The sequence below is a fragment of the Rhodococcus sp. IEGM 1366 genome (genome assembly GCF_033142425.1).
In the GTDB taxonomy this organism is placed as follows: Bacteria; Actinomycetota; Actinomycetes; order Mycobacteriales; family Mycobacteriaceae; genus Rhodococcus_F; species Rhodococcus_F globerula.
The window spans coordinates 372633-391545 of the sequence record NZ_JAWLRZ010000006.1 but is presented as its reverse complement, the minus strand read 5'-3'; the positions used below and the strand labels follow the sequence as shown (position 1 = coordinate 391545).

Below are 18913 nucleotides of genomic sequence, written 5' to 3'. Positions count from 1 at the left end.
CGCACAGAACTGTCATCGACTCCGTCGCACACACTCGATGCACTGCCGCGCAGTGGGTAGCGCCTCCAGTCTGGCGTCTGCAATCGGCTCCTGGCAGACCTCACAAATTCCGTATTCACCTGACCGGAGGCGGGTTGTCGCCGCATCCAAATCCCGCAATTCGGCTTCGGTATCGGCAATGAGAGACGCGATTTTGGCCCGCTCGAACGCGATGGTCGACCCTTCGGGATCGTGTTCATCGTCATCGGTAGTCCAGCGGGAACCTTCGATTATGGATTCGAGCCCTTCGCGGAGTGATGCCAAGCGGTGCTCTGCCCGCCGCCGTTCCAGGCCGATGGTCGCGTGGAAATCCTGCATCATAGTATTCAACGCTGCCCGAGCACCGCGCACAATGCGTGCGATCGGCTGGTCGGAGAGACCTGCGTGCCCTCTGCGTACCGAAGCGAAGTTGGATGAACATCCGAGGCTTCGAATTGTGCGGTGAGCTGGTCTTTTTGGTGCCCCCAGTCGGACTTGAACCGACACTTGACGGATTTTAAGTCCGTTGCCTCTGCCAATTGGGCTATGGGGGCCTTCCCTGCTGTTGCCGGTTTCCCGACAACAACAGGGATCACACTATCGTGCGCTCTCAGGCATCGTAATCAGACCCACCGATCGTGATGCCCATCAGCACTATTGGGATGCGGGCAGCGGAATCGACATGGCAATACCGTCGAGGATGTCGTGCTCGCTGACCACCAGTTCGGTGATTCCCGCTTTGTCCTCGAATGCCCGCGCGAGGATGGTGGTGACGATCGCTCCGCCGCCGATCACGTCGACGCGTCCGGGATGCATGGGCCCGAATTTCGCTCGTTCGGCGCGCGGCATCGCGGTGAGGCGCTCGCACACGTCGATCAACTGGCCGAACGAGATTCGGGACAGGTGCACCTTGTCTGCGTCGTAGTCCGGCAGATCCTGCGCGATTGCCGAGAGCGTCGTCATGGTTCCCGCGACACCCACAAAAGTCCGAGCCTTCTCGATGGGAACAACCGCAAATGCTTCCGCAAGCTTCGCGGACGCGAATTCTGTTGCATCGGAGACCTGTTCAGTGGTCGGAGGATCGGAATGCAGGCACCGCTCGGTCACCCGCACACAGCCGATATCGGTGGAATACGCAGCCTGAACACCAGCAGAGTCGCCGAGAACCAACTCGGTGGAACCGCCGCCGAGATCGACCACAACAAAGGGGCCTTCGGACGGATCAAGCTCTCCCACAGCACCACTGAAGGACAATCGCGCTTCCTCGTCGCCGGAGATCACCTCGGCGCCCGCACCGGGAATCACGCCGCCCAGCACTTCCTGCGTCATCGCGAAGAAGTCGTCGCGGTTGGCAGCATCGCGCGTCGCGGATGTAGCAACCATCCGAACGGCGCTTGCTCCGGCTTCGGCGATCATGCCCGCGTACTCGACCAATGCGACGCGGGTGCGTTCGATGGCTTCGGGAGCCAAAGTTCCTGTTGCGTCAACACCTTCACCGAGACGGACAACCCGCATTTCGCGGCGGACGTCAACCAATCGCCCGTCTGCACCGACATCCGCGATCAGTAGGCGGATCGAATTGGTGCCGCAATCGACGGCGGCAACGCGACCCTTCACTTCTCGGGATCTACCGCGTCGTCGATGCCCGGCCAATCAGCGGGGATGGCGGTGCCGCGCAGCTTGCCCTTCCCTGCAAGAGCCACCGACTCGTCACCGAGCGGGTTGACGCCAGGCCCCTTGGCCAGTGAATGCGCCATCAGAACGTGCAGGCACTTGACGCGATCCGGCATCCCGCCACCGGCGAAGTCGGTACCGAGGGATTCGATGGCGTCGCGCTCGGCAAGATACGACTCGTACGCGCGGCGGTACGCAGCAGCCAGTTCGGGATCCTGCGTCAGGCGCTCGGTCATCTCACGCATCACACCGGCAGATTCCTGACGGCTGGCCTCTGCGGTCAGCCTGGGGTCTGTCAAGTAGTAGAGCGTCGGAAAAGGTGTTCCGTCAGGAAGTTTGGGAGCTGTCTTGACCACGCCTGGTGTGCCGTCGGGACTGCGGTATGCAATCTCGAGCACTCCGCGCGGCTCACGGCCCAACTGAGCTGCGACGGCGTCAAGATCTGCCTGCGCGACGTGAGGGGAATTTTCGGACGGATTGCTCACCCGGTGGGTACTCCTTGTTCTTCTGACTGCTCTGTCGGCATCACCGGCATCGGCGCCGGCGTTGCCTTCGTCTCGGGAACCACTGGTGGCTCCGAAATCGTTTGCCACAGATCGCGATACCACGGACCTGTCAGCGGGGCTTCTTCAACTTGCTTCTTCTCGGGTTCTTGATAGTCACCGGGAAGTTGTACCTGGAACGGCGTCTCGCCAGGCTTGACGTACCGAAGGCGTTCCCGCGCAAGCGCTTCGACATAGGCGGGATCATCGAAACGCGCATTCTGCTGCCGGAGCGCGTCAACTTCCTCCTGGAGTACCCGTCGTTCGGCAGCGATCTGAGCGGCATCGGAACGCTGAGAAATGTACGTGCGCAACGGCACCGCCAACGTCAACGCGAGCATCAGAACAACCATCGCGAGAATGACAGCCCGGCTGGTCGAGAGCCCGAAGACTGTGTTGTCGGAACTGGGCAGTCTCGACCAGAACTTACGCGTCGAGGCCGACGTTGCCTTTGCCCCGGTCGACGCTGCTTCCGCCGACTCGGCTTCCGTGCCGCGTGCACGGCGGGTGCTGCCGGGTTTGGTGCGACGAGCAGTGTCCGCGCGCCCGGAACCACGACCCCCCGGACTTCCGCCGGGGGATCGTGGTTTACCGCGTTGTGCAGACACTGCTGATACCTAAATGTGTTGCTCAGGCCTCGAATGCGAAGCGCGGGAATGCAACCTCGCCGGCGTAACGAGCGGCATCACCGAGGTTCTCCTCGATGCGCAGCAACTGGTTGTACTTGGCGACGCGCTCGCTACGAGCCGGCGCACCCGTCTTGATCTGGCCGCTGCCGACGGCAACTGCGAGGTCCGCGATGGTGGTGTCCTCGGTCTCGCCGGACCGGTGGCTCATCATCGTCTTGTAGCCGTTGCGGTGAGCGAGGTCGACTGCGTCGAGGGTCTCGGTCAGCGTGCCGATCTGGTTGACCTTGACCAGCAGTGCGTTTGCCGCGCCCTTGACGATGCCCTCTTCGAGGCGCTCGGGGTTGGTGACGAACAGATCGTCGCCGACGAGCTGAACCTTGTTGCCGATCTGATCGGTGAGTGCAACCCAGCCGTCCCAGTCGTCTTCGTCGAGCGGATCCTCGATGGAGACGAGCGGGTACGCGTCGATGAGCTCGGCGTAGAACGCTGCCATCTCGGCTGCCGTGCGATTCTTGCCCTCGAACTTGTAGCCGGTGCCGTCGGTGTAGAACTCGGTGGCTGCAACGTCGAGCGCGAGCGCGACATCGGTACCCAGCTTGAGGCCGGTCTTGTTCACGGCGATCGTGATGAGGTCGAGAGCTTCCTTGGTGCCGGCAACGTCAGGCGCGAAGCCGCCTTCGTCTCCGAGGCCCGTGGACAGACCCTTTTCCTTCAGGACGGACTTGAGGGAGTGGTAAACCTCGGCACCCCAGCGCAGGGATTCCTTGAAGCTCGGTGCACCGATCGGAGCAACCATGAACTCCTGGACGTCGACGCCGGTGTCGGCGTGAGCGCCACCGTTGAGGATGTTCATCATCGGGACGGGCAGGACGTGGGCGTTGGGGCCACCGACGTAGCGGAACAGCTCGAGGCCCGAGGACTCCGCTGCGGCGCGGGCAACTGCCAGCGAAGCGCCGAGGAGTGCGTTGGCGCCGAGGCGAGACTTGTCCGGGGTGCCGTCGGCGTCGAGCAGCGCCTGGTCGACGGTGCGCTGTTCGGTGGCGTCGATGCCGATGATTGCGGGCGCGATCTCGCCGAGAACTGCCTCGACTGCCTTCTCGACACCCTTTCCGCCGTAGCGAGCGCCACCATCGCGCAACTCGACGGCTTCGTGCTCACCGGTGGATGCGCCGGAGGGCACTGCGGCCCGGGCGAAACTTCCGTCGTCGAGCAAAACCTCAACTTCAACCGTGGGGTTGCCACGGGAATCAAGGATCTCGCGAGCTCCGACCTGCTCAATACTGGCCACTGTGTGGTTCTCCTTCGATGGGCTTCGCATTGGGGCGCACTCCGCGTGCGTGGACATTGGGACACACACTGCGTGCATGGGCATTGGACCACGATCGTGCCGGGGCCCCCGTAGTGCCAGCACACAGCCTAACCGCAGCGCGCGAAGGCTTCTTTATCGACGCGCACACACCGGCCTGAACTGCGGTCATGAGCACTCATGCCGGCCGCGTTCCCACCGAGTATGCCGAAGCCCGATCGCGCACGAGCGCGAGATAGTCCCCGGAGAGGTTGTACGCCATCAGAGCCTGCTGCCACCCTGCGGCTGTGGTCAGGTCTCCCCCGCGGGCACACAGATACCGCGCCGCGGTGAGGGCGGCGTCATCGATATTGTCGGGATCGATACGACCGTCACCGTTGGCGTCGACGCCCCACTTCAACCAGGTTTCCGGGATGAACTGCATCGGTCCCATCGCGCGATCGTGGACGGAATCTCCGTCCATGGTGCCGCCGTCGGTGTCGGGAATCTCGGCTACGCCCGGCCCACCGTCGAGTGGTATGCCGCGAATGATCGGACTGACTTGACCCACGGCGTCTACCGCTGAGCCGTCGTACGTTCCGTGACGGCTTTCGACGCTCCCGATCCCCGCGAGGGTCGTCCACCCGATCCCGCAACCGGGCAACGTCTCAGCCATCACGGCGGCGGCGTACCCGTAGGCCGTGAGCGCTGTCGTACCGATTCCGACGTCACTGCTCAGTCCGGCGGCCCAATCACCGAGTTGATCTGCGCTGCGGCCGGGTGCATTGATGTCGATCGGCGGTGTCGGCAAGCCAACGCCCGGCGGGATTCCTTCGGGAATCGCGATCTTCGGTTCGTCGGATCCACACGCTGCAATACCCACTCCGGCAAGCACCGTTCCGGCAGCTATCGCGGCGACGACGCGCACGACGCGCCGGGGTCTCGGGGTCTTGGCAGTGGTTCGGTACACCCCTCCATCATCCACACGAGTCGACTGAACACCCGAATTTGATAGTAAAGAGAATTAAAAGGCCTGGTCAGGGTGTGGATAGCAGCCGCAAGGTGGAGTATCTTCATCGGAGTTAAGGCTGTCCTACTTTTGGCCGATTCCGTGAAGCTGCCGAGCTTCCTCCAATTAAGGAGCATCCGTGCCCGTGTCGGTACTCGCAGCGTCGAGCAGTCCGTCAGTTGCCACGCAGCTATTCGGCAGTGGCCTGATCGGTCTCCGCGAAGGCCTCGAAGCCGGCATCGTTGTCATGATCCTGGCCGCGTACCTCGTCAAGGCACAGCGGCGGGACGCACTGAAGTGGGTGTGGCTCGGCGTTTTTGCCGCCGTGGCGATGGTCGCGATCATTTTCCTTGTCATCCACTACGGAACATCCACCGTCGACGGCCTTACCGCGGAAGTCATCGCCGGAATTGCGTCACTGATCGCCGTGGTGATCGTGACTGCGATGGTGTTGTGGATGCGAACCGCGGCCAAGACCATCTCCGGCGACCTCAAGGCCGGAATGGAAAAGGCCCTCGTCGCCGGACCGATCGCAATCCTGACGCTCGCATTCTTTGCTGTCGGCCGCGAAGGCGTCGAGACGGCACTGCTGATGGTCGGGTACGCCGAGAACACGGCAGGCAGTTCATGGCCACTCATCGGGTTGCTGCTCGGCATTCTCCTGGCCGCCATCCTGACCGTCGCCATGTACTTCGGGGCGCTACGTCTGAATCTCACGACGTTCTTCCGCTACACCGCGATTTTCCTCATCGTCGTGGCCGCCGGAATCCTCTCGTACGGCATCCGCGCCCTGCAGATCGGGAACGTCCTGCCAGGAGCCGAAAACATCGCCTTCAACCTCACCCCGGGCTACGACCCGTCCACGTGGTACGGCACTGTCCTGGCCGGCATCTTCAACTTCCGCCCTGACCCGACGGTTCTGCAAGCGACCGCGTGGGTCGTGTATCTCGTCGTCGTGCTGGCGCTCTTCCTGCGTCCGCAATCGTCACCGGCACCTGCCATCGCTGCATCGCCGACCACTTCGTCCGAACCGACAGAATCCTGAAAGGCACTTCCAACGATGCGCAAATCCACTCTCGTGCTCGCGACAGCCGCGGTACTCCCCTTCTCACTTGCCGCGTGCACCGAGAAGTCGACGGCAAGCGACGGCGACGTCATCGTCACTGCCACCGATGATTCGTGCGACGTCAGTGCCACCACGGGTACGACGGGCAAGTCGACGTTCCAGGTCACCAACAACGGCACGAAGGTCACCGAGTTCTACGTCTTCGCCGAGGGTGACCGCGCGATGGGCGAGGTCGAGAACATCGGGCCCGGTCTGACGCGTCAGCTCATCGTCTCACTCCCCGAGGCAGCGACGTATCAGCTTGCGTGCAAGCCCGGAATGGTCGGAACCGGTATCCGACAGGACTTTGTCGTCACCGGCGATTCGCAGGCAGCCACCGACGAGAGTGGCCAGCTCGCAGAAGCAGCAGACGGGTACCGCCGATACATCCGCAGCCAGATCGTGGCACTACAGGACACCGCCGCTCAGTTCGTCGCAGCCGTTCAGGCGGGCGACATCGAGCAGGCCAAGGCGCTGTTCCCGGTCAATCGCACGTACTACGAACGCATCGAGCCCGAGGCCGAGAGCTTCGGTGAGCTCGATCCCAAGCTCGACTTGCGTGAGGCAGACCTAGAGCCCGGCCAGGTCTGGACCGGCTTCCACCGCCTCGAGAAGGATCTGTGGGTCACCGGCCTGCAGCCCGACACCAATGCCGTCGCAGATCAGCTGCTCGTCGATATCCAGTATCTGGCTGATCAGGTAAACGCCGAAGACTACTCGGTCGATCCCACCAAGATCGCCGGCGATGCACAGGGACTGCTCGACGAGATCTCGACATCCAAGATCACCGGCGAAGAAGACATCTTCTCGCACACCGACCTGTGGGACTTCCAAGCCAACGTCGACGGCTCCCAGGCTGCGATCGCCGCTCTGAACCCGATTCTGCAGGAACGCAATCCCGAACTTGCCCAGCGTATCTCGGATCGATTTGCCGACCTCGACGCAGCGCTCGCGCAGTTCCGCGTCGGCGACGGATTTGTCTTCTACGACACCGTCACCGAAGCTCAGCGCCAGGATCTTTCACGTAAGATCGACGCTCTGTCCGCAGAGGTCAGCCAGGTTCAGGAAGTAGTTGCGGGGCAGTAATGACTGATGCACCAGAGGGCACACCTAGCCCGGAAAATCCGACACCGCAAGGACTCTCACGGCGCAAACTGTTCGGCGCCGTGGGAGCCGGTGTTGCCCTCGCTGGTGCCGGTGCTGTTGTCGGACGGGTCACCGCTGACAACAGTTCCAGCACCGACAACTCCGACGTGGTGGCTTTTCGTGGTGACCATCAGGCCGGCATCACAACGCCCGCCCAGGATCGTATGCACTTCGTCGCGTTCGACGTGACGACGACGTCCCGCGACGAACTGATCGCTTTGTTGCAGACCTGGACCACTATGGCCGAGCGAATGACAAAGGGTGAGGAAGCAACCGAGGACGGTGCAACCGGTGACGGCCCGTATGCACCGCCGAGCGATACCGGCGAGGCACTCGACCTTGTTGCCTCACAACTGACTCTCACTATCGGTTTCGGACCGTCACTGTTCGACGACCGTTTCGGACTGGCTGACAAGAAGCCTGCTGCGCTACTGGACCTTCCGCATTTCCGGGCCGACAACCTCGATCCGGCGCGCAGTGGCGGCGACATCGCAATCCAGGCGTGCGCCAACGATCCCCAGGTCGCGGTTCATGCCATCCGCAACCTCGCGCGCGTGGCCTTCGGAACGGCGTCGGTCAAATGGTCGCAACTAGGATTCGGGCGAACATCCTCGACGTCCACGACACAACAAACTCCGCGAAACCTGTTCGGGTTCAAGGACGGAACCGCCAACATCAAGGCGGAGGATCCAGCGCTACTGAGCGAACACGTCTGGGTCGACGGCGCCGACGATCAGGAATGGATGGCGGGGGGATCATTTCTGGTCGCCCGCCGCATCCGGATGCTGATCGAGCAATGGGATCGCACAGTCCTCAAGGAACAGGAAGCCGTCATCGGCAGGTCGAAGCGCAGTGGCGCTCCGCTCGGCGGAAAGGACGAGTTCGACGAACTCGATCTGGACTCGAAGGAAGGCCACGACTTTGTCATTCCCGAGGACGCGCACGTCCGTCTGGCGTCTTCCGAAGAACTGGGCGGAATCCAAATCCTGCGGCGCGGATACAACTTCACCGATGGTTCCGACGGGCTCGGTCACCTCGACGCCGGCTTGTTCTTTGTTGCGTACTGCCGGAACCCTGTCGAGCAGTTTGTTCCGATGCAGCAAAACCTCTCCCGGCACGACGCACTGAACGAATACATCCAGCACGTCGGTTCTGCCGTCTTTGCCTGCCCTGGTGGACTTTCAACAGGAAGTTATTGGGGCGAAACACTGTTTTCGAGCGAATAGACCGGGAAAAATCCCGATACCATACTTGGAACCAAACTGCACGTTATTACTATATCGAAATTATAACAATTCCGAACGATCGGGATTAAACCGACAACTCGAACTTACGATCTGCGCATGACAATTTCATCGATCCTTCGCACTTCCATAGTTTCAACAACTCTGGCAGTGGCGGCGATTACGCTGTCGCCCTTGGTATCACCGACAGCTGCGGCGGACCGCTTCACGGTCTACGCCTACGACGAGTTCAACGGTCCTGCAAATTCAGCTCCGAATCCAAACATCTGGCGTTACGAAACCGGCGGAGGCTGGGGAAACAACGAGAAACAGGTATATACCGATTCTCGCGCGAACTCCCGTTTGGACGGACAAGGCAATCTCCTGATTCAGACCCAAAAAGTTGGCAATACGATGACTTCCGCAAGGCTGGGGACTTACGGCAAGGTCGACTTCACCTACGGGCTACTCGAAGCAAGAATCAAACTGCCCGCGGGGAAGGGCTTACATCCGGCGTTTTGGACGCTCGGAACGAACCTGTACTCAGCAGGCTGGCCCGGCTGTGGTGAAATCGATGCCATCGAAACCATCAACGACGCAACGACATACACGAGCGCGGTCCATGGTCCGAAAAAATCAGGCACGAGAGTAACCGGCGTGTGGGATCGGAGCGTCGGTGGAACCCGCCCTGGCACCGACTTCACGGCATTTCACACCTATGGCATTCTGAAACGACCTGGTCGGATCGAAACGTACATCGACGGTGTCCGAATGCTGTATCTCGACAAGTCCCAAGTCTCCGGAGCCGAGGCATGGGTATTCGACGCCCCCGCATATACCTTGCTCAACATCGCGATTGGCGGAGACTGGCCTGGCGCAGTGAATTCCACGACCCCATGGCCAGCTACCATGACCGTGGACTATGTCCGATGGTTCCACGAAAACTGACTGGCGCCCACACCTACGTGGTAAGCGGACAAATTGCAGTCGATCCCTTCGCGGAGAAACACAACATTCCCGGAATCAGTAGGGATCGACTGCTCTCACGCGCACATCCTCTCCATGCGAATACCACTATGCTGCAAAGGATAAGCACGAGTTCCAACTACCGAACTCAGCGAAAGTAGCGGATCCAATCGACAGTCATCGTCGACACATCCGATGTGGTGATGTCTGTCGGACCTGGCCATTCACCGCCGACAGCGATATTCATCAACACGTAAAAAGGCTTGTCGAATACCCATTTGGCGCCCTCAGGTGCCTCACTACGCAAGTAGTCACCAACAACGACCCCGTCGATGACGATGGAAATCGAGTCAACAGTTCTCATCACCTCGTAGATGTGAAAGTCTTCGGAGGCATCACTGCCCAGTGGTCCGTCGGACGACATCTTCCATTTGCCCTCGGAATGTGCGGCCGGATCAACCCACGGCCCGTGCACGGCATTGTGAAACTCTGCGCCGTCATGGACCAACTCCATGATGTCAATCTCGCCACTTTCTGGATATCCAACCGTTTCAAGATCCTCACCAAGCAACCAGAAGGCGGGATGAATCCCCGGGGACATAGGAAACTTGATGCGTGCCGCGAGTGTCCCCTCGGTAAACGTGAACTTGTCCCTGGTCACGATTCGCGCCGACGTGAATCCTTTGTCCGTACGACGCGCTTGCAGTACAAGATTGCCGTTGCCATCCAGCGAGGCGTTATCGACGGAATCGGTATAGACCTGCTTCTCCTGGTTTCCCCAACCACCACCCCCGACATCGAAGCCCCACAACGCAGGATTCGGCGGTTGTCCTGCCGCTCCATCGAATTCGTCGGAACCGAGTGCCCCCAACATCATTCGCATCTCCGGACTTCGCGTGACGTCGTTTACGCAGGAGGTGACAAGGAGCAGTGACGTGAGCGAGAGTACGACACCCGAACGCACGGCGACCGCCGAATTCCTACTCATTTCATAGCCTTTCGATATATCTCGATCACCCGCTCAGCTCGTGCCGAAGCCTCGTGATTCTGTGACACCGTGTCGTGTGCGCGTTCTACCAATTGTGTTCGGAGATTACCGTCCGATACCAGCGAGAGAACCTTTCTAGCAATATCGGACGCGTCACCCGGCGTAGTCAACAGACCGTTTTGACCGTCGACCACGTAGTCGAGAAAACCGCCGGTCCGACTGGCCACCACAGGAGTTCCGACCGACATGGCTTCAATCGCGATCATCCCGAACGGTTCTCGCATCGAAGGTACACACAAGATGTCGACTGACCGTAGGATCTCGGCAACGTCGTCACGCTGACCGACAAACCGGACAGCACCTGGTAGCAACGCCTCAGCCAGCCGCCGAAGTCCTGTGGCGTAGTCGGCATTCCCGTCTGTTGGTCCACCAACGACAACTAAATGCAAGTCTCCTCCGACAGAACGGATCTCGGACACTGCCTCGATCAGCGTTTCGATGCCCTTCACCGGATCCATTCGACCGACCACCGCAACCAGCACAGAGTCCGGCGAGTTGGTCAATTCTGCTCGCACCGATCCGCGACCGGGAGTAAAGATCGCCGTGTCGACCGCCTGTGGGACGACACTCGCCTTCCGCTGTGCCCGAACCGACAGTTGTTCCAGTGCGGCATTGCTCACGGCAATCGACGCGGAGGCACCCCGCACCGCTGCACTGAGCAACGAGCGCCCTCTCCCCTCGTTGAGGATGTCATGAATTTCGAGCACCACCGGCGTTCGTGTCAATCGACCCGCCGCAACACAATCCAGATGGGACAGAAGAGAATTCGAGTGAATTATATCCGCGCGCAGCGCCTGTCTTCGAAACGCCGAAATCCACGATGCGGATCGCGGAATCTGAGACAACAACGCAGAGGCCGGCGCGGATCCACCCGACGAATCACGCAAACCCACGCGTTGTTCATCTGGCATGCCCACAAACTCGAGGCCCATGGCCGTCCACGCCCGTTCGAGTCCGCCCCCGGCAGGAGCTGCCATCACGACGTTCACACCGCGTTCGCGGAGGTGCGGAAGGAGTCGAATGACGCTGTGCTCGATACCAGTGACGTCACGAGTCAGGGTAGATGTCACGACCCGGAGGGTTCCGTCAGCCACCGTCCCCACCTTTCTGCAGGCTTGGCGCGCGCTCGAATACTACAAATCCGTTGCCCTCGAGAAAGACATGCCATGCGGGATCCGCCCTCATCCGGGTCTCGAGATTCGGCAGTGCATCCTCCGGGGACAAGCCGAAATACCAGTTGTAGAAAACCATTTGATCGGAGATCGCAAAGTACGTCGCCCGGCTTTCGGCCACGAAGTGCTCGTTGAATGTCGAATACTCTTCATCGGTATTGAAGTCCACCCCGTAGAACAGCGTCGAAGCCTCAGGCTGAATATCGAATTTCGGGTCGACGCCAGCAAGCCTCAAATAGGCTTGTGTCGGCCGGTCGGGCCACGCAGGCGACAGAGCCCTCAGCACACCGTTCGGATCGGCGGTTTCCAGGACTTCCGACGCTGCTTTCACAACTACAGGCTTGGTCAGATAGGCAAACCACGCGCCGAAGTATGCCTCTGACGACGACAAGGTCGCGCCCAGAAGCATGATGGCGACAACTATCATCTTTGTGCGCGGCACTCGCCTTGCGCGGAGCATCCAAGTGAGCGGAAATGCCAATAGCAGGCAGCACCCCACCAGGCAGTAGAGGTATACCCGGAATATCGCTTCCCCGCCGTAGCCTTGCCCAGCCAGAATCGCCAACGGCGCAAAAGCGATGATCACCAAGGCGAATACGGGTAGCTTTCTGCGCCACATGATGATCGCGGTGACAGCCGATGCCGCCAGCAAACCGACGGTCAGTAGGCGCATCGTCAAACTCGCAAAGGACTGTCCGGGGGTAGGAGTGAGACTCGCCCCGGCCAGATTGGACTTCGCATTCGACGCCAGATCAAACGAGAACTTGGCGAAATCTCCTGCGCTGTCCCAGTTGTATACGAGGAAACCGACTGCGACGCTGCCAAACACGAACATAAGCCACCAAGGCCGGAACATCCGAGAGATCGTCAGCGCTCCGATGATCAACCCCATCCAGTACGGAGTCAGTTGATGCGTGACGACGATTGCGCAGAAGATGACGACCATCACGAGGACCAGGTTTGGGCGATCTCTGGATGCTCCGACGAGCGTCAGGAAGGCAAGAACGAGTATCATCGCGAGCGATTGCGGCGCAAAGTAGTCCTGTGCAACCCAATTGAGGACCTCGAACAGGAACGTCGCGGAGATCGCCGTCGGTACATCGAGTCGCCACGCCCGCCCCATACAGTAGAAGAACACGACCATGAGCAAATGCGCACAGATTGCGAACCAGTTCGCGATCGTGATGTCGGGGACTCCTGTCACCCGCGAAAACCACGCTGTCGCAGTAAAAAGCCCGGGCCAACCGTTGTACACGTCAACCCCACGAGCGAGAAAGTGACTGCGTTGGATCAGGTCGGTCACACCGAGGTGTTTGTAGGTCCATGTGTAGAGCGGAACGTCCGATGCAATGAGTGTGGCTGTCCGTTGTATCAGCGCAATCACAATCACGGCTGCGAAGGACGACCGGTTGTTCCGTCGGTACATTGCGACGACAAACCCGATCACGGACAGGACGATCGATACCACGAAGAAGGGAGAGGCCGCGAATAGCAACCCGAAATCGGAGGGTTCCGCAGTGGATAGCGATGGGGTCGAAATCCACCAACTCGTCACGGCCGCAGCAAGAATCGACCACGAGATCCGGTCACGGCTTTGGACTGCCGGTTTTTCGATGACAGAAAGCACATCAGTCGGGTCACCGGATGAATCGACTGGTGCGGCACCTACAGGTTTCTCCAAGATAGTCATGACCGTCTGCGCAGCGTAGGAATAGACACCGTCATCCGCGGACGTGCGACGAGAAGGTACATGCGTAGTGACGCCAGAACTACTGTCACAAGGCTGGGAATCACTAACTGCGAGAAGGGGTAATACTCCTCGATCGTTGTCATGAACAGCGTCATCAGAACGATGATCGAAATACCCAGCGCAGGAACAGCTGCAGTCCGCACGTACCCGGGTTGATTCGGATAGAAGGACATGATGGCAGCGCCTGGTCCCACTATGACAAAGAAGAGAACCAGCATTCCGCTGAGAGTTCCAGTCGCGCCCATTATCGCGGCCAGCAGGCCACTGACACCGCCAACCACTCCGAGGGCGGCAAGCTTGTGTTCACCTGTAGGGAAACGATTTTCAATCTTCTTGACCAGGTGCGTAAATGGACCAGATAGGTGCGGACCTCGGATTATCGGGCTCGAGCGGACATCTTCGCCGGCGGATGCGAGGGGTTTACTCTTCAGGCCTGCGCGGCGAGAACGAATCAATGCGGCGGGTCCTCGCAGAACTGCCCACCGCTCGAGCTTGGGCAGTCTGTCGAGATCCGGAGTCAGAGGTACTCGGCCTGCAACCGGTTTGGACACTGCGCCAAAATGTCTAAGCCCTTTGACAGAGCGACTCGCCAACATCAAGGCCGTGCGCGGGTTCAGCATCAGTTTCGTGATCCATGCCCCCAATCCGAGTCCGTAGTCCGCCATCTGCTTGTCGAGGCCTGCGTTGTCGATCCGGTGCCTGTGCCACACACGCGCAGCAGGTTCGTAAACCAACGCTCCGCCACTGAGAAGTATGCGCACGAATATGTCGATGTCCTCGCCGCCGCCACAGGGCGAACCCACTCCGAGTCCCTCGTCGAATCCGCCGAGTGCAAGTACCGCGGAGCGACGTACTGCGAAGTTCGCGCCTGTTCCGAAGTTTCCCACTTCGAAGGGGAACAACGGATCAGCTGGTGGTGGCGCCGCCATCCGATACGTCTTCTGCACCAAGTTCTTCGACCAACTGACGCGTCGGTCGAAGTACGCTTGCGCAGCCGTCGAAACTTCACCTGTTGGCACGAGCCCGGTAACCAACTGGACGTCGCCGGCCACAGCAAATCCACCGACTATCCCGCGGAGCCAATTACGGTCGATCACGACATCGTCGTCGGTGAACGCGACGATGTCATGGGTGGCGGCTGTCAATCCGATATTGCGTGCCTTCGACAACCCTCGTTCGGGCGCGCCCACCAACCGGATTCCTTCGAATTCTGCAACCACAGGCGGTGTCAGACCCGACGACGGATCGTTATCCACCACCAGGACTTCGTAGCTGCTGTAGTCGAGGTCCGCAAGCGAATTGAGTACTTCCCGAAGCAGTTCCGGTCGATTCATGGTGCAGATAATCAGCGTCACCAGCACTTCAGGAAGGGGCGGGGAAGCTACGGCGCCGGTTTGTGGCAACAGATCCAACGCCTCTCGGGACCTGATCACTCCGTCCGCCACGTGCACTTCGACAAAAGTCGACGATCCATTCAGACGAGACACCAGGAGTCGAGCCCGGATGTAGCGGTGCCCGCCTGCGAGTGCTACGAAGGGCGCAGCGAGTAGCTCCCATTCGTCGACCTGTCCAATCCAGATCGCACCAGCCCATAGTTCGATGTTCGGTGTGGGCGCCATGACAGGTTGTAGGATCGTGATCCCGTCGGATCGATGATTCTGCACCACAATCTCTTTCGTCATATCAGCGGCACTTGCATTGCCGGAGTTGTCATCGCGATTCATGCCATCAAACCTCATACTGAAATACCCGTTTTCTTATCGAATCCCGACGCCGCGCTACGCCGAATACCGCCGCGATACTTGCCGCTGCCTGCGCGATACCAACCGTGAGCGCAGCACCCACAGCTCCCCACAAATGGCAGGCGAAGGGCAAAATTGCCATCACAACAGCGGCGAACAGACCGTTGATCACCACAAGCGGGCCGATCTCGCGTCGTGCACGCTGCAACGCCGACCACACGACGAACATCGTCCGCAACAACGATCCGAGTGCGAGCAGCACAACTACGAGTTCCGCGTTCAGATCGAGATACTCGGGATTGAGAATTCCAAAGATCACGGGCGCCGCCAGCGACAGGAGAATGCCTCCCACCGCTACCAGGACCGAAACACGAACGAACAACACCAGCGCCATCTTCGAACCTTCACGGGGGTTCTTCGACGCGTGAACCACGAGCGACGTTCCCATCGCAGAACCTACGAACTCCAGTGTTTGAGCGATGCTCATCGACAGAGAGAAGACCGCACCCTGCACAGGCCCCGCGTATGCCGTCACCAGGAAGGGCATCAGCAGAATGACACCGATTCCCATCGCCTGCGTGGGCACCGCCTGCTTGCACATTCGGACAACCTCGGTTGCCGCTGCCTCTGCCGTCCACGTTCCTTGGCGTGCACTCGCGGTGCGCTCCGACACGATGCGCCCGATGAACACGCGCATCGCCACCACTGCGACCCCGCCTACCAACACTGTCGCCATGACAATCGGTTGCCAGTTCGCCAACCACACGAGCAGCAGAAGGACTGCGATTCGGCCCAAACTGACGGCGCCGTTGACCAGTGGTTGTCTCCGTGCTTCGTCCAGGCTGGTCAATGTGCTGTTCTGCAGAACGAACAGTCCCCAGACGACTACTCCCGCGAATACCATCGCAGCAACGGGGATCGAAAATCTGACCTCGGAAATGAACACCACGGCTGCGCCCGCTGCGATAATGCCTGCAGGAACGGACAATAGGTAGAAAACCCGCAGACCGCGTCGATACACTGACGGTAATTCAGGGCCAGCTGCCGGCATCATCGAGTTGAACACGTCGCCAACACCCGTCCCGATCACCATGGCAGGTGCGGTTACCAATGCCAACAATGCGGTCATAACGCCAAGTTGCGCGGGCGGCAGGATCAGCGCGGCAATAGCCCAAAATCCCATTCCCAGAGCAGCATTGATGACTTGCGCTGATGCCATCGACGCTGCATCGGAATAGATTCGTGGTCCGTCCGCCATCACGACGGCCCTGGAAACCGTGAGCGCCGAAGGCCGATTGCAGTTGCTGATGCAGCACCCAGTCCCGCGGAACCAATTCCCGCCATCAGCGCGGCAGCCTTGGACGCCGACGCATTTCGGCCACCGGCATACCTTCTGACGCCCTGGGTCAAGACGGTTCGAACGTAACTACGCTCGTCGGAGAGTTCGTCGGAATTGTTCTCGTCGTGACGAAGTTCGACCTTTCCCTTTCCTTCCGAGTAACAGCGCCTCAGAAAAAACCGGAAGGTGCTCCTGTGTTGCGGAATTTCGTGATCGATCACGGCAGTGGGCACGTAGATCCAGTGAAAATCCTGACCGTGCTCCGACATTCTGATGCATAGATCGGTGTCTTCTGGTTGAGACCGATTTCCTTGCTTGCCAAACCCCACTCGAAAGCCACCGACCGCGCGGAAGACCTCGGTTCGGACCGCCATGTTGCCGCTCCACACGTTTCGCACCCTCGAGGTAACGACCGGCATTCCGAGGAACGACTCTCCGACAACCCAACCGAACTCGTCAGGGAACCAGTTCGGCTTGGCCGATGCCCAGACCGCGCGGTACCGACCGCCGGTGCCCACAACCGCCCCGTCGACGAACGGCGCCATTAACGCCGCCAACCAATCGCGCTCCGCGATCTCGTCATCGTCGAGGAAAGCCGTATACGGCGTAGCCACAAGTTCGACACCGGCATTGCGCGCACCCGACGCTCCTCCTGGACCATTCTCATATGACACAACGGAGATTTCGGGCAACTCACATCGAAGCCGCTCCACGAGTTCGGGATTGTGATCGACGGCAACGATGATCTGGTCCACTGGTACGGACTGGGCGACAACCGATCGAACTGCGTTCGTGATCCCATGCCAACGCGTCATCGAGTAGCAGGCGATCACCACACTGACAGCTGTGGACACCCGATCCACGCCAGCCGTCGACGCGCAGCCTTGTCGAGCACTGTCATTTTGTGTGAGCATGATCACCCCTCTGAACTCTTTGCCGACTGAACTTCGAGGCTGTTCACAGGCAAATCACCCATTTCTGCTCGGAATCGAGTCGGGCACAACGCCCTCAGCACCTCAATAAGCAAACTATTGGTTTGTTTGTCTCGTTTAACACATTCAATCTCCCCGTTTAAGGTGTCACCACAACATACCCGAGTAATGTTCCAGCGATCATCTTTGCAAAGTCGGGTACAACCGACTGGTGACCTTTCTCAGATGGATAGGCTGGGCCATGTTGGCTGTAACCGGCGGGCTGCTCCTACTTCGATACCTTCCACTCCGCCACCCCGGCCTGATCTCGCTCGTCGTCGCCGTGCCCTACTTGCCGTTCGTGATGCTGCCGGCGACGGTCGGGCTGCTGGCAAGCCGCGAGTGGATCGGTTCGGCCATCGGCATCACCCTGATCACACTCACCCTCGGCACTCAACTCACAATCCCCGGATCACCCCCTCCCACAGGGGACCAGCTACGAGTCCTGTCGATTAATGTCGCCAAGGGAACTGCCGAGTCACAATCGACACTGACCACGGCACGCGAACAGAATGCGGACATCGTCGCCATTCAAGAGTTGACACCAGCCTTCCAACAAAGGCTGACCGAGGGTGGGATCAACGACGCTTTCCCTTATTCCATTGTTCGAGCTGGCCAGGGAGCCACCGGCACCGGACTTTGGAGCAGGATTCCCCTCGCTCACACCCGAGAGTTGGATAACTTCGGATTCGCGTGTGTCGCCGCTACCTTCGAATTCGACGGTGCCATGTTCGACATCGTCGCGACCCACATCACCGCGCCCGTCCAGGATCAAGATTCCTCCACATGGGTCTCGGACCTCGCGGAAATCGGCAATGTGATCCAATCGAATCCGTACCCCACAATCATCGCCGGCGACTTCAACTCGACGTTGGACCACAAACAGTTCCGCGATGTACTTCACCTGGAAACCGCGGATGCTGCTCGACAAGCCGGACGCTCGTATGCAAGAACATTTCCGGCCGACTGGTCACTTCCTCCGTTCACCGCACTCGACCACATCCTGGTGCCGAAGCCCCTTCGCGCTACCGATTTCCGAACGGTGCGCGTGACGGGATCCGACCATCTCGGAATCGTCTCCACCTTGTCATCGCGGGGGTCCCGCTGACACAGTGCTTCGCAACCGGGGCAATCATTCAGCAATGTTAAAACAAACCTGTATATTGTTCTTCCGTAGGTAAAAAGTCATCGAGTTTACGGGCGATTACGGCATCGACATCTCCAGTGTCGAGTGCGGGTTCGCTGTCGATGGCGACATGACGAGGCACAGAGGACTCACATGCTGTCAGCTCGA

General features: G+C 59.9%; 17 protein-coding genes and 1 tRNA gene. 5 read left to right on the top strand and 13 right to left on the bottom strand.

Annotated elements, in window-relative coordinates:
- Nucleotides 1-12 precede the first annotated feature (12 nt).
- The 7 genes from R4P64_RS20190 to R4P64_RS20160 all read right to left on the bottom strand — a co-directional run bounded on the left by R4P64_RS20190 (nt 13) and on the right by R4P64_RS20160 (nt 5058).
- Nucleotides 13-357, bottom strand: a complete 345-nt coding sequence (locus tag R4P64_RS20190) for a TraR/DksA family transcriptional regulator (RefSeq protein WP_317822549.1) — start codon at nt 355-357, stop codon at nt 13-15.
- Nucleotides 358-495: 138 nt separating this feature from the next.
- Nucleotides 496-572: transfer RNA gene (locus R4P64_RS20185), tRNA-Leu, on the bottom strand.
- A 100-nt stretch (nt 573-672) separates the two neighbouring features.
- On the bottom strand, nt 673-1635 hold the full coding sequence (locus R4P64_RS20180) for a Ppx/GppA phosphatase family protein (protein WP_317822402.1): 963 nt from the start codon (nt 1633-1635) through the stop codon (nt 673-675).
- Entirely contained in the window at nt 1632-2177 is a 546-nt protein-coding gene (locus R4P64_RS20175) for a DUF501 domain-containing protein (protein WP_045069327.1), read from the bottom strand. Before R4P64_RS20175 ends, R4P64_RS20180 begins: the two co-directional genes overlap by 4 nt.
- Nucleotides 2174-2842, bottom strand: a complete 669-nt coding sequence (locus R4P64_RS20170) for an FtsB family cell division protein (RefSeq protein ID WP_033234549.1) — start codon at nt 2840-2842, stop codon at nt 2174-2176. Before R4P64_RS20170 ends, R4P64_RS20175 begins: the two co-directional genes overlap by 4 nt.
- Nucleotides 2843-2864: 22 nt before the next feature.
- On the bottom strand, nt 2865-4151 hold the full coding sequence (gene eno, locus R4P64_RS20165) for a phosphopyruvate hydratase (RefSeq protein WP_033234550.1): 1287 nt from the start codon (nt 4149-4151) through the stop codon (nt 2865-2867).
- A gap of 196 nt (nt 4152-4347) precedes the next feature.
- On the bottom strand, nt 4348-5058 hold the full coding sequence (locus R4P64_RS20160; RefSeq protein ID WP_371851326.1) for a lytic transglycosylase domain-containing protein: 711 nt from the start codon (nt 5056-5058) through the stop codon (nt 4348-4350).
- A gap of 244 nt (nt 5059-5302) precedes the next feature.
- Between R4P64_RS20160 and efeU the strand changes: the two genes are divergently transcribed.
- The 4 genes from efeU (at nt 5303) to R4P64_RS20140 (ending at nt 9579) form a co-directional block, all read left to right on the top strand.
- Entirely contained in the window at nt 5303-6202 is a 900-nt protein-coding gene (gene efeU, locus R4P64_RS20155; protein WP_045069322.1) for an iron uptake transporter permease EfeU, read from the top strand.
- Between the two features lie 15 nt (nt 6203-6217).
- Nucleotides 6218-7348: an iron uptake system protein EfeO gene (gene efeO, locus R4P64_RS20150; protein ID WP_317822397.1), complete on the top strand. Its 1131-nt coding sequence runs from the start codon at nt 6218-6220 to the stop codon at nt 7346-7348.
- Nucleotides 7348-8634, top strand: coding sequence for an iron uptake transporter deferrochelatase/peroxidase subunit (gene efeB, locus R4P64_RS20145; RefSeq protein WP_317822396.1), 1287 nt, complete (start codon nt 7348-7350; stop codon nt 8632-8634). The genes efeO and efeB overlap by 1 nt, the downstream gene beginning before the upstream one ends.
- A gap of 117 nt (nt 8635-8751) precedes the next feature.
- A complete protein-coding gene (locus tag R4P64_RS20140; RefSeq protein WP_233363443.1) occupies nt 8752-9579 on the top strand; it encodes a glycoside hydrolase family 16 protein in 828 nt (275 codons plus the stop codon).
- Nucleotides 9580-9745: 166 nt separating this feature from the next.
- Here R4P64_RS20140 and R4P64_RS20135 read toward each other — a convergent pair whose 3' ends face one another.
- Genes R4P64_RS20135 through R4P64_RS20110 form a run of 6 tightly spaced genes read right to left on the bottom strand, consistent with a single transcriptional unit; the run spans nt 9746 to nt 17562 of the window.
- On the bottom strand, nt 9746-10585 hold the full coding sequence (locus R4P64_RS20135; RefSeq protein WP_317822393.1) for a glycoside hydrolase family 16 protein: 840 nt from the start codon (nt 10583-10585) through the stop codon (nt 9746-9748).
- Nucleotides 10582-11739, bottom strand: a complete 1158-nt coding sequence (locus R4P64_RS20130; RefSeq protein WP_317822391.1) for a glycosyltransferase family 4 protein — start codon at nt 11737-11739, stop codon at nt 10582-10584. Before R4P64_RS20130 ends, R4P64_RS20135 begins: the two co-directional genes overlap by 4 nt.
- A complete protein-coding gene (locus R4P64_RS20125) occupies nt 11732-13507 on the bottom strand; it encodes a hypothetical protein (protein ID WP_141486311.1) in 1776 nt (591 codons plus the stop codon). The genes R4P64_RS20130 and R4P64_RS20125 overlap by 8 nt, the downstream gene beginning before the upstream one ends.
- Entirely contained in the window at nt 13504-15291 is a 1788-nt protein-coding gene (locus R4P64_RS20120; RefSeq protein WP_317822389.1) for a glycosyltransferase family 2 protein, read from the bottom strand. The genes R4P64_RS20125 and R4P64_RS20120 overlap by 4 nt, the downstream gene beginning before the upstream one ends.
- 4 nt (nt 15292-15295) lie before the next feature.
- Nucleotides 15296-16528 carry a hypothetical protein gene (locus R4P64_RS20115; RefSeq protein WP_317822387.1) on the bottom strand — a complete coding sequence of 411 codons (1233 nt, stop codon included), beginning with the start codon at nt 16526-16528 and terminating at the stop codon, nt 15296-15298.
- A gap of 38 nt (nt 16529-16566) precedes the next feature.
- Nucleotides 16567-17562: a glycosyltransferase family 2 protein gene (locus tag R4P64_RS20110; protein WP_317822385.1), complete on the bottom strand. Its 996-nt coding sequence runs from the start codon at nt 17560-17562 to the stop codon at nt 16567-16569.
- Nucleotides 17563-17791: 229 nt separating this feature from the next.
- Here R4P64_RS20110 and R4P64_RS20105 point away from each other — a divergent pair, with 229 nt between their 5' ends.
- Complete coding sequence (locus R4P64_RS20105; RefSeq protein WP_317822383.1) at nt 17792-18727, top strand: endonuclease/exonuclease/phosphatase family protein; 936 nt, start codon at nt 17792-17794, stop codon at nt 18725-18727.
- Nucleotides 18728-18913: the final 186 nt, after the last annotated feature.